The organism is Chenggangzhangella methanolivorans (assembly GCF_042648545.1).
Lineage (GTDB): Bacteria > Pseudomonadota > Alphaproteobacteria > Rhizobiales > Methylopilaceae > Methylopila > Methylopila methanolivorans.
In genome coordinates this window covers 1-12,755 of sequence record NZ_JBHRXS010000006.1, presented here as the reverse complement: position 1 = coordinate 12,755, position 12,755 = coordinate 1, and the positions used below count along the sequence as shown (strand labels likewise).

Below are 12,755 nucleotides of genomic sequence, written 5' to 3'. Positions count from 1 at the left end.
TCATGGCGGTCGCCCTTCCCCTCACCCCCGGCTGCCGCATCGGGGTTCTCGGCGGCGGCCAGCTCGGCCGCATGATCGCGCTCGCCGCGGCCCCGCTTGGCCTCAAGACCCACGTGTTCGCGCCCGACCCCAACTCGCCCGCCTTCGACGTCGCGGCCGAGCGCACGGTCGCGGCGTACGACGACGAGGCCGCGCTCGCGCTGTTCGCCGACTCGGTCGATGTCGTCACTTACGAGTTCGAGAACGTGCCGGCCGAGACCGCGAAGCTCGTCGCGGCCCACAAGGCGCTGTTCCCGAACGAACGGGCGCTTGCGACCACGCAGGACCGGCTCGTCGAAAAGACCTTCCTGCGCGACCTCGGCCTGCCGACGCCGAACTTCGCCGCCGTCGACGACCGCGCCTCGATGGCGGCCGCGCTCGGGGCCGTGGGGCGTCCCGCGGTGCTGAAGACGCGGCGCTTCGGCTATGACGGCAAGGGCCAGGTGCTGGTGCGCGAGGGTCTCGGCATCGACCAGGCGGTCGCCATGATGGGCGGCCAGCCGGCGATCCTCGAAGCCTTCGTTCCGTTCCGCGCCGAGGTCTCGGTGATCGCGGCGCGCGGGCGCGGCGGCGACTTCGCGGCCTACGACATCGTCGAGAACCGCCACGAGAACCACATCCTGCGCTCGAGCCACGTGCCCGCGGCGATCAAGCCCGAGACCGCCGCCTCCGCCATTGCGATCGCGAAGAAGATCGTGGAGGCGCTCGACTATGTGGGCGTCATCGGCGTCGAGCTGTTCCTCGTCGACGGACCGGCGGGCGAGCGCGTGGTGGTGAACGAGATCGCCCCGCGGGTGCACAATTCCGGGCACTGGACCATCGAGGGCGCGGCTACGAGCCAGTTCGAGCAGCATGTCCGCGCGATCGCCGGCTGGCCGCTCGGCTCGACCCGCACGCGCGGCGAGGTGGTGATGACGAACCTGCTCGGCGCCGAGGCCAATCGCTGGCGCGAGCTGCTCGCCGAGCCCGGCGCCGCCCTGCACCTCTACGGCAAGGGCGAGCCGGCGCCGGGCCGCAAGATGGGGCACGTCACGCGGGTGAAGTGACGGCTCTTCTCCCTCCCTCGCAGGCAAGTCGGATGTTTCCGACTTGCCCACTCTGAATGGCCGACTCCGCAACGGCGGAGTTGGCTCGGGAGGGCGGCGCGCCGCGAAGCGGCGTGGCGGGAGGGATGGCCTCCGGTCTAGGGCGCCGGTAGATGACGGCCGCGGCAGCCCGATTTGTCCAGCCCTCTCCTGAACCGCGCCCCAGCCTGCCCTCCCCTGTCCCAGGGACGGGAGAACGCCCAACCTTTGGGCCTCAACACTGTCCTGGAAGACGTCCTCCCGCATGGACAAGCGCCCCGCCCTTTGCTAGACACGACTCAACGATGACGCCGCGCGCGATCCGCGTGGACGTCGTCTTTTTGTTTTTTTGACGCGGTGAAGGCCGCGATATCGAAACCAGACTGAGGCGACACGTGCAGGTTCTCGTCCGCGACAACAATGTCGATCAGGCCCTGAAGGCCCTCAAGAAGAAGATGCAGCGCGAAGGCATCTTCCGTGAAATGAAGCTCCGCGGCCACTACGAGAAGCCCTCCGAGAAGCGCGCCCGCGAGAAGGCCGAGGCCGTCCGCCGCGCCCGCAAGCTCGCCCGCAAGCGCGCCCAGCGCGAAGGCCTGCTGCCGCAGAAGAAGAAGTGAGTCGGCCGCCGCGGGCTTCCGCGGCGCGACGAGCTTTGGAAAAAAAGCGCCCGTTCGGCGACGCCGACGGGCGTTTTGGCGTTTCAGGCGCAGGAGCGGCCCGCTTTGCCGCGGGCTAACGCAATGTCGCCGCAATCCGCCTGTGTCTGTGGCGGATTCCAAACCGCACAGCGAACAGGTGAGTGAGGCCATGATCGGTCGTCCCGGCTCCGTCCGCCTCCGGAACGCAAGCCTGCTGCTCGCGGCCTCGCTCGCGCTCGCCGGCTGCGAGACCATGGGCGGCGGCGGTTCGGCCCGCGACGTCGACCCCGACGTCTACGCGGCCCGCTCGACCGACCTCAATTCGCTCTCCCAGGTGGTCGCCAGCAACCCGAACGACCCGCAGGCGCTCAACATGCGCGGCTCGGCCTATGCGCGGCTCGGCCAGTACGACAACGCGATCGGCGACTTCAACCGCGCGCTCCAGATCGACGGCAACTTCGCCAAGGCCTACGCCAACCGTGCGCTGGCCTATCGCTCCAAGGGCGACACCGGGCAAGCCCTCGCCGACTACAACCGCGCCATCGACGCCGAACCGAGCTATTCGGCCGCCTATGTGGGCCGCGGCAACATCTACCGCTCGACGGGGCGCACCGACATGGCGCTCGCCGACTTCGAGAAGGCGGTGCAGCTCGACCCGAACAACGCGCAGGCCTGGCACAATCGCGGCCTCGTGCACCAGGCGCAGGGCCGGCAGGAAGAAGCGATCGACGACTTCACCAAGGCGACCGCGATCTCGGTGACGCAGGCCGAGCCCTATATCGGGCGCGGCATGAGCTATCTCGCGCTCGCCGACTACGCGGCCGCGATCGACGACTTCAACACCGCCCGCACGCTCGCGCCGAAGAACATCGACGCGTGGCTCGGCCGAGCGACCGCCTTCGAGAAGCGCAACGAGCTCGGCAACGCGCGAGCGTCCTACGCGCAGGCGCTGAACCTCAATCCAAGCGACAAGCGCGCGCTCGAAGGCTTCAGCCGCGTCGGCGGCCAGCGCGGCACGAGCTACACCGAGAACTGACGGCGCGACGCCGTCAGTCCACCACGGTCAGGTTCAGCGCATAGTCGTCGAAGCCGGGATCGTAGAGCAGCTTCCACGCCATCTTGCGGCCGGAGGCCGCGACGAGCCGCGCCAGCGCCGCGCGCGCCGGTTCGTCGGCCGCGCCGAAACCGACTTTCAGGCGCGACAGCAGGCCGGTCGGAACCGTGCCGATAAGCACCCGTCGTCCCTCGGCCGCCGCCACCGCCTCGCGCAGATCGCCGAGCAGCTCCATGCCCGTGCGGGGCTTCGCCTTCAGGCTGATCCTTCGGTCGAGCGCGGGCGTGACGGGGCGCATCGCGCCCGAGGCGTCGACGGCGGCCCGCGGCGCGACCCGGATCATGCCGTCCTCGATGACGTCGAAGGCGGCGACCGGCCGGCCCGCCTCGTAGCGGACGACGGCCGCCCGCAAGGCGGCCGCGGCCTGGTCGGGCGAGGACGGCATCGGCGTCGTCAGCACGTCGCCCCGGGGCGCCAAGAACGCGTCGCCCTCCGCAGCCTCGACCATCGAGGCCATCGCGCGCCGGTCGCGGAAGGGCGCGTCCTCGTAGGAGATCGCGCGTCCCGAGACGCGCTCGATCTCCATCGCGGCGGCCGCGACCGGCCGGGGATCGTCGATCACGGCCATGGCCCCGGGCCCGGCGGGCGGCAGGTCCGGGAACCGGATCTTGCTGCAGGCGAGCCGCGCCTTCTTCGCGACTACCTTGTACTCGCGCGTCTTCGACAGCCCGGCGCGGAGCGACGTCATCGTCCGGTTATCGAACGAGCCTCCGAGCACGTTCATCTTCCCGTAGTTCTCCCAGTCGGGATGGGTGTCGACGACCATGAACTGCATCTGCTGGCGGAATCTCGTCCCGCAAGGGGCCCGCCGCTTCTCGCGATAATAGTCGATCGCGTCCGTGTTCCAGCCGACGCCGTCCGGTCCCCACTCGCCCGTGTCTTCGTCGACGGTCCACTCGCCGCCGCTGATCTCGTAGAACGGCAGGATCGTGGACCCGGCGCACCAGCACGTGTCGTTGGTCTTCTTCTCCGGCCTCGGACTGGTCTCCTTGACGCTCGTGCCCGACCATTTGAGGTCTTTGTCAGCGGCGGCCGCGAGCTTCTGCTGCCACAGTCCGAGGCCGTCCTCGAACCAGCGGGTGAACTCGCTGGCCTCGCTGGTGGGCTTCACGAGCTTGACCTTCAACTCGAAAGTCTCGGTGACCGGCGAAATCTGCGGCGGGACGTACATCGCCGCGATCCGGTCGCGCAGATAAAGGTTCGAATGCAGGATCCACGTGTAGCAGAGCGAGGCGAAGTTGTAGGTGCGGCCGGCGCAGGCGCCGCTCGCGAGCGGGCGGTTCTGGAGGACGCCGGTCGACATCATTCCGCAGCCGGCGCCGAGATCGCACGGCTGCTTGTCGATCGGCAGCCACTCTCCGGCTCCGTGCGGCTTGCAGGTCTTCGGATCGTACTCCGTATGCGCGGCGACGAAGGTCTCGACGTAGCGCTTGATGGAGCCGCTGGCGGGCCGCCCCGGGGTCTGGCTGGCGCATGCGGCCTTGGCCGCGGCGACCTCGCCGGGCGAGAGGTCCGGCTCCCCGATCGCCGCGTCTTGAGCGGACGCGGCGCGGGGCGCGCACGCCAGGAGCATCGTGGCGAACGCCACCGCAATGAGCCTGAACATGCCGCCTCCCGCCATGGCCAGGGACGCTAGCAAAGCGTCGGGCGGCGCAACACTACGGGCGACTACGGATGTCCGACCCGCCGCGCCCGGCCGGCTGTCCGGATTCGTCCGCAAATGTCGGGGGAGCGCCCGAGATCACCTCGACGCAGACGTCCATGCCCGCGATCAGGTAATGGGTGAGGCTTTCGCCGACGCCCAGCGACTGCGCCGTCACCCCTGCGCCAAGCTGAGCGAGAAACGGGCTCTCGCGGATGCTGTAGAGCGTGCCGACTGCGACGTTCTCCTCGCTGCGGCGGCCCCAATAGTCGAGCAGCTCGCCGTCGTCCAGCACCCTGAAGACCGTGGGATTCTCGAACCAGACGGTCGTTTCCCGATGGTCTTCGAGCGTCACCCGCAACCGCCAGTCGGTCGCGTGCCCGTAGGCGACGTCCACGACCGTCCACAGGCGCGAATTGGGACGCGGCGCGCCGAGCGTCCGGTCCAGAAGCGTGAAGCCCCGGGCGAAGGCTGCGCGCTCCCCTGATGCGGATCCCGTCATGCCGCGGATATGGGACAGAAGGATCCGTCGCGACAGGCGGAAACGGCCTCCTCCCTCGCGCAGCGCGAGGGAGGAGGCCCGGACCGTCAGCTTTTGGCGTCGACGTAGAGCTTGCCGCCGGTCTCCAGAAACTCCTTCGACTTCGCCTCCATGCCGTCTCGCGCCGCGAGAGTCTCGGCTTCGAGCGCCTTGGCCGCGTTGTCGCCCATCGCGCGGGCTTCTGCGCGAAGCTCCTGCGTGATCTGCATCGAGCAGAACTTCGGCCCGCACATCGAACAGAAATGCGCGACCTTGTGGGCGTCCTTCGGCAGCGTCTCGTCGTGGAAGGCGCGGGCCGTGTCGGGGTCGAGCGAGAGGTTGAACTGGTCCTCCCAGCGGAAGTCGAAGCGCGCCTTGGAGAGCGCGTCGTCCCGCACCTTCGCGGCCGGGTGCCCCTTGGCGAGGTCGGCCGCGTGGGCCGCGATCCGGTAGGTGATGACGCCGGTCTTGACGTCGTCGCGGTTGGGCAGCCCCAGATGCTCCTTCGGCGTCACGTAGCAGAGCATCGCGGTGCCGAACCAGCCGATCATCGCGGCGCCGATGCCGGAGGTGATGTGGTCGTAGCCCGGCGCGATGTCGGTCGTGAGCGGCCCGAGCGTGTAGAACGGGGCCTCGCCGCATTCGCGCAGCTGCTTGTCCATGTTCTCCTTGATCTTGTGCATCGGCACGTGGCCGGGGCCCTCGATCATCACCTGGCAGCCTTTGTCCCAGGCGATCTTGGTGAGCTCGCCCAGCGTCTCGAGCTCGGCGAACTGCGCCGCGTCGTTGGCGTCGGCGATGGAGCCCGGGCGCAGGCCGTCGCCGAGCGAGAACGAGACGTCATAGGCGCGGCAGATGTCGCAGATCTCGTCGAAGCGTTCGTAGAGGAAGCTCTCGCGATGCCCCGCGAGGCACCAGCGCGCCATGATGGAGCCGCCGCGGCTGACGATGCCCGTCATGCGGTTCGCGGTCAGCGGCACGTGGCGCAGGCGGACGCCCGCGTGGATGGTGAAGTAGTCGACGCCCTGCTCGGCCTGTTCGATGAGGGTATCTTTAAAGACCTCCCAATCGAGCTTGAGCGGGTCGCCGTCGACCTTTTCGAGCGCCTGGTAGATCGGCACGGTGCCGATCGGCACCGGCGAGTTGCGGATGATCCACGAGCGGATGTTGTGGATGTTGCGGCCCGTCGACAGGTCCATGACCGTGTCCGCGCCCCAGCGGGTCGCCCAGACCAGTTTCTCGACCTCTTCGGCCGCGCCCGAGGTCACGGCCGAATTGCCGATATTGGCGTTGACCTTGACCAGGAAGTTCCGGCCGATCGCCATCGGCTCGAGTTCCGGGTGGTTGACGTTGGCCGGGATAATGGCGCGGCCGCGGGCGATCTCGTCGCGCACGAATTCGGGCGTCACGAACTCCGGGACGCTCGCGCCGAAGCTTTCGCCGTCAGCATGGCGGATGTTGGCGCCGTCGAGCGCGGCCTCGCGGGCGAGGTTCTCGCGGTGGGCCACATAGGCCATCTCGGGCGTGATGACGCCCGCCTGGGCGAACTCGTATTGGGTGACCATCTGGCCGGGCCGCGCGCGGCGGATCTCGCGGATCGCCGGGCACGCCGCCACCAGCTTGTCGGCGCCGACATTGCCGTTGTCCTCGGGCTTGACCGCCCGGCCGGGAATGGTTTCGAGGCCGAGCTTGGCGATCCACGGCTCGCGGACGAGCGGCAGCCCCTTCTTCAGGTCGATGGGCGCGTCGGTCTCGGTGTAGGGGCCGGACGGATCGTAGACGCGGACCGGCGGTTCGTTGGCGTCGGTCAGCCGGATTTCGCGGAAGGGCACGCGCATCTCGGGATGCGAAGCCGGCGCGGCGTAGACCTTTCGCGAGCCCTCGATCGGGCCTGTGGTGACGCTGTCGGGCGCGGCGCGCGCGTCTTTCGGCGGAACATGGACGTTCATTGCGGGATCTCCTCCTCGAATGCTTCTCGTTTCGGAGATCCGGGGGAGTTCGACGCAAAGTCTGGGGCGAATGGTCGATCGGCCGTGATGGCCTCGCCGCTCGCAGGTTCCCGTCCCTTCGCCGGCATGACCCGGATCAGGTTCTAAGGGATCGGCGTGTCGCCATCTCAGCCCCGCATCGCAGCGGGACGCCCCTCGGACCGAGACGGAGGTTAGGAGGGTTCAAAGCGGTTGTCGATACGTCAACCAGCAGGCGCCTATGGTCCGGCGCGGCCGCGGGGACGGCCGACTCATCCGGAGATGCGGGCCGTGGCTCCCCTTCTGATCGCGTTTGCGACCTTCCTCTGCCTGACGGGCGCGTCGTTCGGCTGCATGCTGGTCTATTCGCGGCTGCCCGAGCGGCTGCAGCGCGACGACACCCACAACGTCATCAAGCTGGTGGCCACCATCTTCGTCACCATGACGTCGATGGCGATCGGCCTGCTGATCAATTCGTCGAAGACGACCTTCGACGCCATCGACCACAACGTCCATTCCTTCGCGACCGAGATCATCATCCTCGACCGCTCGCTGCGCGCGCATGGCCCCGACACCGCCGAGGCCCGCGCCAAGCTCGCAAGCTATGTCGAGCGCGCGGTCGCGGGCACATGGCCCAGGGACGCCGTCGGCCGCGACGTGACGGTCGAGGACGAGGCCGCCGAAGCCCAGCTCGACGAGGTCGGCGCGGCTATGCGCAAGATCGAGGCGGACGAGCCCGAGGACCTCCAGCTCAAGGCCGAGTGGCGCCAACGCTTCCAGAAGATCACCGAGCTGCGCTGGACGCTGATCCAGCACTGGGAAGGCACCATGCCGCCGCAGCTCATCGTGGTGCTGGTGGGGTGGGTGTCGCTGATCTTCGCGAGCTTCGCGTATCGCGCGCCCCCAAACGTCGTGGTGGCCGTGTGGATGACCGCCGGCGCGGCGCTGATCTCGGCGGCGCTCTACCTCATCCTCGACATGGACGCGCCGTTCTCCGGCTGGATCCGCGTCTCGCCGGCTGCGCTCGAAACCGCGCTCGAGCATATGAGGCGGTGAAGGCTCAGGCCCTGAACGGCCGCAGCTCGGTCTTCACAAGCCGTTCGCCGTCCTCGGCGAGCGTGTAGGCGAGGCGTTCGGCGGTGCCGATGTTCACCTCCTCGATCGCCTGCGGATCCACGCCGTCGAGCCGCATCAGCATCGAGCGCAGCGCGTTGCCGTGGCCGACCACCAGCACGCGGCCCCCGCCCCTCACCGCCGGCGCGATCTCGCGCTCGTAGAACGGCCAGACCCGCGCGGCGGTCATGGCGAGGCTTTCGCCGCCCTCCGGCACGGCGTCGTAGGATTTGCGCCAGATCCGCACCTGCTCTGCGCCGAAGCGGGCGCGCGCCTGGGTCTTGTTGAGACCGGCGAGCGCGCCGTAGTCGCGCTCGTTGAGGGCTGCGTCCTCGCGCACGGCGAGATCGGCCTGGCCGAGCTCCTCGAGCGCGAGCGCCATGGTCTGGCGGGCGCGGGTCAGGACGCTCGTGAAGGCGTGGGTGAAGCTCAGGCCGAGCTCGCGCAACGCCCGGCCCGCCGCGCGCGCCTCCTCGACGCCGCGCGGGGTCAGGGACGGGTCGCGCAGGCCGGAGAACAGGTCGCGCTCGTTGTCCTGGCTCTGACCGTGGCGGACGAGGACGAGGAGACGCTGCGGCTCGGCTGTCATGCGGGCGAACTCGAAACTCTGCGCGGGCCGGCGGCCCGAGATGAAAAAGGCCGGACCTCGCGGTCCGGCCTTTCGAAACGTCGATCGGCGCGGCGCCCGTGACGGCGCCGCGCCGGTCAGGTCACTTGATCAGGAGCCAGAGGCCGACCACGGCCACGCCCGCGACGACGGTGGGAAGGATCGTGCCCTTCTCGCTGAGGCCGCCGATCACGCCGGTGACGAGCGCCGCGACGACGCCGAGACCGCACAGGCCCCAGTGGCCGGTGACGCCGCCGATGCCGAGCGAGATCACGATCAGGATGACGGCCGCGGTGGCGACCTTCGAGAGCTTCATGACGAGCGAGTAGGTGCCTTCGTGCTCGGCGTAGTCATTGCCGGTCGCGGTGGCGTATTCGGTCGGAGCGTGCTCGGCCATGCAGGCTTTCCTCGGCGTTCTTGTTGCTTGCTTCAAATCGCGTTTAGCCGAAACGGCGGGCGTGGGCAATCGGCCAAACGCCGCGGATTCGGACGGAAAATCAGCTGATCGGGCGACGGTCCAGGACACATGGTCCAGCGTCGCGCCCGAGCGCCGCGGCGGCTTATCCGACGCTCAGGCGATGACAACAGCGTGAACCGCCTGGGCCGGACCGGAAAGGCCGCAAGCGGCCGGTCGCGCGCCAATCCATTGCGCGATCGACGACTTTGACGCCGGCGTCAGTTTCCGACCGCCTGTCGTCGCTCGTACGGCTCCGCGGACCGCGGCCAAGCTCCAGTTGAAAACGGTTCTAAACGCGCAGAGCGTGGGCGACAGGCGTGGCCATCAGGGTCCGGCCTCCGGGAGATCCCCCCATGACGCCGTCCTTTCGCCTCGCGCTTGCGCTCGCAGGCCCCCTCGCCCTCGCCGCTCCCGCCCTCGCGCAGGCGCCTGACGTCAACGCCATCGTCAACGCGCAGGAAGCGGTGGCGGGCAAGCACAAAGCGCGCATCAGCGGCGCCAAGGGCCAGTGCGTGGCCGGAACCTTCAAGCCGTCCGCCGACGGCAAGGCCATGTCGAAGTCGGCGATGTTCGCCAAGGCCGAACTGCCGGTCGTCGCCCGGTTCTCGATGGGCGGCGGCAATCCCGCCATCCCGGACTTCACCAAGGGCGTCACGCGCGGCTTCGCGCTCCGCATCGATCCGGAGGGGGACGCCTCGGAATTCGTGTTCATCTCGGCTCCGGTGTTCGGGGCCAAGAACCCGGACCAGATGCTGGCCGGCTTCAAGGCGCGCGCGCCCGGGCCGGACGGCAAGCCCGACCAGGAGAAGATCAAGGCCTTCACGGCTGCGAACCCCGAAGCCGCCAACCAGTCGAAATGGCTCGCCGGAAAGCCGATCCCTGCGAGCTGGGCCACGGTTCCCTATTGGGGCGCGCACGCCTTCACGCTCACGGACGCCTCGGGCAAGGCGACCGTCGCGAAGCTGAAATTCACGCCCAAGGCCGAGGCCCCCGGACTCACGGACGACGAGGCCAAGGCCAAGGGCAAGGATTTCTATGTCGCCGAGCTGACCGAGCGGCTCGCCAAGGGCCCGGTCGTGTTCGACCTCGTGGCGATCCCGACGAAGGACGGCGACCCGATGAACGACGTCACCGCGATGTGGCCCGACGAGGAGAGCCGCCCCGCCACGACGCTTGGAACCGTCGAGATCGCCAAAATCGAGCAGGCCTCGGCCTGCGACGGACAGACGTTCGACCCGACGATCCTGGCCGAAGGCGTCGAGGGGCCGAAGGACGACCCGATGTTCGCCATCCGCTCCCCGGCCTACGCGATCTCGGTGGTGCGGCGGGCGCAGTGACGCCAGGCGAGTTCGCCCAACCGTCCCGTCCCTGATCAGGGACGGGACGGAGACGGATCGTCGCCGCCGAGACCGACCGCCTCGAGCGCCGCCCGCTGGCGCGCCGCCACGCCCTCGACCGAGAAGCCCGCCATCGCGTCGCGGAACAGCTGCGAGAAGTTCAGCTCGGCGGCGAGATGCAGGAAGACGCCGCCGAGCCCGATCGCCGCGCGGTCCATGAAGACGAACTCGCGCGGCACGGTGATCGGACCCTTCTTCTTCAGCTCCTGCGCGACCTGGAACGCTTGCTTTCGCCCATACTCGCCGGGCGAGACGCCGTCCGCGATCGTGCGCACGCGGTCGTCGAGCAGCGGGCCGTAGATGAAGCGCGCCCAGATGTTCAGCACGTCGATCAGCTCGCGCTTGAGGCCCTTGAAGCCCCAGGTCTCGTAGGCGTGGACGACCCGCGCGTCGTCCCCGTCGCGCAGCCCCTCATAGAGATCCACGACCCCGCCGACGAAGCTCGCCGGAAACACGCGGATGCAGCCATAGTCCAGCAGGTTGATGCCCTGCGGCTCTCCGTCTTCGAGATAAGCCGCGTAGTTGCCGAGATGCGGGTCGCCATGGATCACGCCATGAGTCGAGAACGGCCGCCACCACGCTTTGAACATCGCCACGGCGAGGCGGTTGCGGATCTCGAGAGAGGCCTCCTTGAACTCGAGCAGCTTGCGGCCTTCGAGCCAGTCGAGCGTCAGCAGGCGTCCGGTCGAGAGCGCGCGATGGACGCCCGGCACCCGCACCTCGGGCGTGTCGGCGAGGATGCGGGCGTAGAGCGCGGCGTGCTTGGCCTCGCGACGATAGTCCAGCTCCTCGCGGATGCGCGCGCCGATCTCCTGAACGATCTGGCTCGTGTCGATCGACTTGTCGAACCGCCCCCTCAGGTCGAACAGCAGGCGGAGCTGGCCGAGATCGGCCTCCACCGCCGAGGCCATGTCGGGATATTGCAGCTTCACCGCGAGCGCCTGTCCGTCGACCGTCGTCGCGCGGTGAACCTGCCCGAGCGAGGCGGCGGCGGCGGGCTCCTTCTCGAACGACCCGAATTTTTCCAGCCAGTCCGGACCGAGCTCCGCCGCCATCCGGCGGCGCACGAAACCATAGCCCATGGGCGGGGCGTCGGACTGGAGCTGGGAGAGTTCGGCGGCGTATTCGGGCGGCAGCGCGTCGGGGATGGTGGCGAGCAGCTGCGCCACCTTCATGATCGGGCCCTTCAGCCCCCCGAGCGCCGCGCGAAGATCGGCCGCGCGCTGGTCGCGTCCTTCGGCGCGGCCGCGGAACTGCGCGGTGGCGATCCGCGCCGCGACGCCTCCGACATTGGCCCCGACCCGGGCGTAGCGGCCCATGCGGGCCGTAAGACGGTTTCGTTCGATGTCGCGCTCGCTCATGGTCGGCATACGTCGTGCGCAAGCGTCTGGTTGACCAGAGCGGCAGGACGCTGCAGGCCTTTCGTCACGCGCACGTTCCGGAGAGGCCCTCGATGCGGCTCGCGCTCCTTGCTCTGCTCGCCCTGAACGCCGGCTATGTGGACGCCGCCGGCTTCCTCGCGCTGCATGGGCTGTTCACCACCCACGTCACCGGCAACTTCGTGACGCTTGGCGCCTCCTTCGCGTTCGGCACGACCGGCGTGCTGGCCAAGCTTCTGGCGCTGCCGACCTTCTGCGTCGTGATCCTGCTCGCCCGCACCCTCGGCCTCGCGATCGACCGTAAGGGCTGGCCGGCGCTCAGGCTGATGTTCCTGCTGCAGGCGGCGCTGCTCGGCGTCGGGGCCTGGCTGTTCCTGAAGCTCGGCCCCTTCCCGGACGGCGACGCCGCGCCCGCGGTCGCGACCGGCCTCGTGATCGTCGCCGCCATGGCGATCCAGAACGCGCTCCACCGCACCCGGCTGACGGCGCTGCCGCCCTCGACGGTGCTGACCGGCTCCACCACCCAGATGATGATCGACATCGCCGACTTCACCCGCGGCCTGCCGGCGGACAAGCGCGCCCCGACGCGCAAGCGCATCGGCCTGACGGCGACGTCGATCGGGGCCTTCGCCGTGGGGTGCGGCGCGGCGGCCTTCGCCTACACCTACATCCACGAATACTGCTTCGCGGCGGCGCCGGTGGTGGCGCTCGTCGCCTTCGCGACGACCTGGGCGAAAGACCAAGTCTGACCCGAATGTGTGGACCGGCTGCTGTTCGCAACTGAGGCGTGCTGGTGCGGAAGTCGCTGATATGTATCC

General features: G+C 69.1%; 13 protein-coding genes and 1 riboswitch. Of the genes, 7 read left to right on the top strand and 6 right to left on the bottom strand.

Features of this window, described 5'->3' with window-relative positions:
• Window positions 1-2: 2 nt before the first annotated feature.
• From ACFOWB_RS11310 to ACFOWB_RS11300, 3 genes are all read left to right on the top strand, one after another.
• Window positions 3-1,085, top strand: coding sequence for a 5-(carboxyamino)imidazole ribonucleotide synthase (locus ACFOWB_RS11310; RefSeq protein ID WP_261402353.1), 1,083 nt, complete (start codon window positions 3-5; stop codon window positions 1,083-1,085).
• A 413-nt stretch (window positions 1,086-1,498) separates the two neighbouring features.
• Window positions 1,499-1,720 carry a 30S ribosomal protein S21 gene (gene rpsU, locus ACFOWB_RS11305; RefSeq protein ID WP_128775521.1) on the top strand — a complete coding sequence of 74 codons (222 nt, stop codon included), beginning with the start codon at window positions 1,499-1,501 and terminating at the stop codon, window positions 1,718-1,720.
• Window positions 1,721-1,910: 190 nt separating this feature from the next.
• Window positions 1,911-2,777 carry a tetratricopeptide repeat protein gene (locus ACFOWB_RS11300; RefSeq protein ID WP_378147339.1) on the top strand — a complete coding sequence of 289 codons (867 nt, stop codon included), beginning with the start codon at window positions 1,911-1,913 and terminating at the stop codon, window positions 2,775-2,777.
• A gap of 13 nt (window positions 2,778-2,790) precedes the next feature.
• On the opposite strand, the gene ACFOWB_RS11295 is transcribed toward ACFOWB_RS11300, so the two are convergent.
• The 3 genes from ACFOWB_RS11295 to thiC all read right to left on the bottom strand — a co-directional run bounded on the left by ACFOWB_RS11295 (window position 2,791) and on the right by thiC (window position 6,966).
• Window positions 2,791-4,461: a hypothetical protein gene (locus tag ACFOWB_RS11295; protein WP_378147337.1), complete on the bottom strand. Its 1,671-nt coding sequence runs from the start codon at window positions 4,459-4,461 to the stop codon at window positions 2,791-2,793.
• A gap of 52 nt (window positions 4,462-4,513) precedes the next feature.
• Window positions 4,514-4,999, bottom strand: coding sequence for a hypothetical protein (locus ACFOWB_RS11290; RefSeq protein ID WP_261402350.1), 486 nt, complete (start codon window positions 4,997-4,999; stop codon window positions 4,514-4,516).
• 86 nt (window positions 5,000-5,085) lie between these two features.
• A complete protein-coding gene (thiC, locus tag ACFOWB_RS11285; RefSeq protein ID WP_261402349.1) occupies window positions 5,086-6,966 on the bottom strand; it encodes a phosphomethylpyrimidine synthase ThiC in 1,881 nt (626 codons plus the stop codon).
• Between the two features lie 96 nt (window positions 6,967-7,062).
• Window positions 7,063-7,172: riboswitch (TPP riboswitch) on the bottom strand.
• Between the two features lie 103 nt (window positions 7,173-7,275).
• Here thiC and ACFOWB_RS11280 point away from each other — a divergent pair.
• Window positions 7,276-8,040, top strand: a complete 765-nt coding sequence (locus ACFOWB_RS11280) for a bestrophin-like domain (protein WP_261402348.1) — start codon at window positions 7,276-7,278, stop codon at window positions 8,038-8,040.
• 4 nt (window positions 8,041-8,044) lie between these two features.
• Here ACFOWB_RS11280 and ACFOWB_RS11275 read toward each other — a convergent pair whose 3' ends face one another.
• Both ACFOWB_RS11275 and ACFOWB_RS11270 read right to left on the bottom strand, forming a co-directional pair.
• Window positions 8,045-8,686, bottom strand: coding sequence for a 2,3-bisphosphoglycerate-dependent phosphoglycerate mutase (locus ACFOWB_RS11275; RefSeq protein WP_261402347.1), 642 nt, complete (start codon window positions 8,684-8,686; stop codon window positions 8,045-8,047).
• Between the two features lie 121 nt (window positions 8,687-8,807).
• Window positions 8,808-9,101 carry an aa3-type cytochrome c oxidase subunit IV gene (locus tag ACFOWB_RS11270; protein ID WP_261402346.1) on the bottom strand — a complete coding sequence of 98 codons (294 nt, stop codon included), beginning with the start codon at window positions 9,099-9,101 and terminating at the stop codon, window positions 8,808-8,810.
• On the opposite strand from ACFOWB_RS11270, the gene ACFOWB_RS11265 reads away from it, so the two are divergent.
• Window positions 9,100-9,297, top strand: a complete 198-nt coding sequence (locus ACFOWB_RS11265) for a hypothetical protein (RefSeq protein WP_378147332.1) — start codon at window positions 9,100-9,102, stop codon at window positions 9,295-9,297. The two genes, ACFOWB_RS11270 and ACFOWB_RS11265, sit on opposite strands and share 2 nt — an antisense overlap.
• A gap of 217 nt (window positions 9,298-9,514) precedes the next feature.
• Entirely contained in the window at window positions 9,515-10,498 is a 984-nt protein-coding gene (locus tag ACFOWB_RS11260) for a catalase family peroxidase (RefSeq protein WP_261402345.1), read from the top strand.
• 35 nt (window positions 10,499-10,533) lie between these two features.
• Here ACFOWB_RS11260 and ACFOWB_RS11255 read toward each other — a convergent pair whose 3' ends face one another.
• Window positions 10,534-11,919 carry an ABC1 kinase family protein gene (locus tag ACFOWB_RS11255; protein WP_261402344.1) on the bottom strand — a complete coding sequence of 462 codons (1,386 nt, stop codon included), beginning with the start codon at window positions 11,917-11,919 and terminating at the stop codon, window positions 10,534-10,536.
• Between the two features lie 92 nt (window positions 11,920-12,011).
• On the opposite strand from ACFOWB_RS11255, the gene ACFOWB_RS11250 reads away from it, so the two are divergent.
• Complete coding sequence (locus ACFOWB_RS11250; protein WP_261402343.1) at window positions 12,012-12,686, top strand: YoaK family protein; 675 nt, start codon at window positions 12,012-12,014, stop codon at window positions 12,684-12,686.
• Window positions 12,687-12,755: the final 69 nt, after the last annotated feature.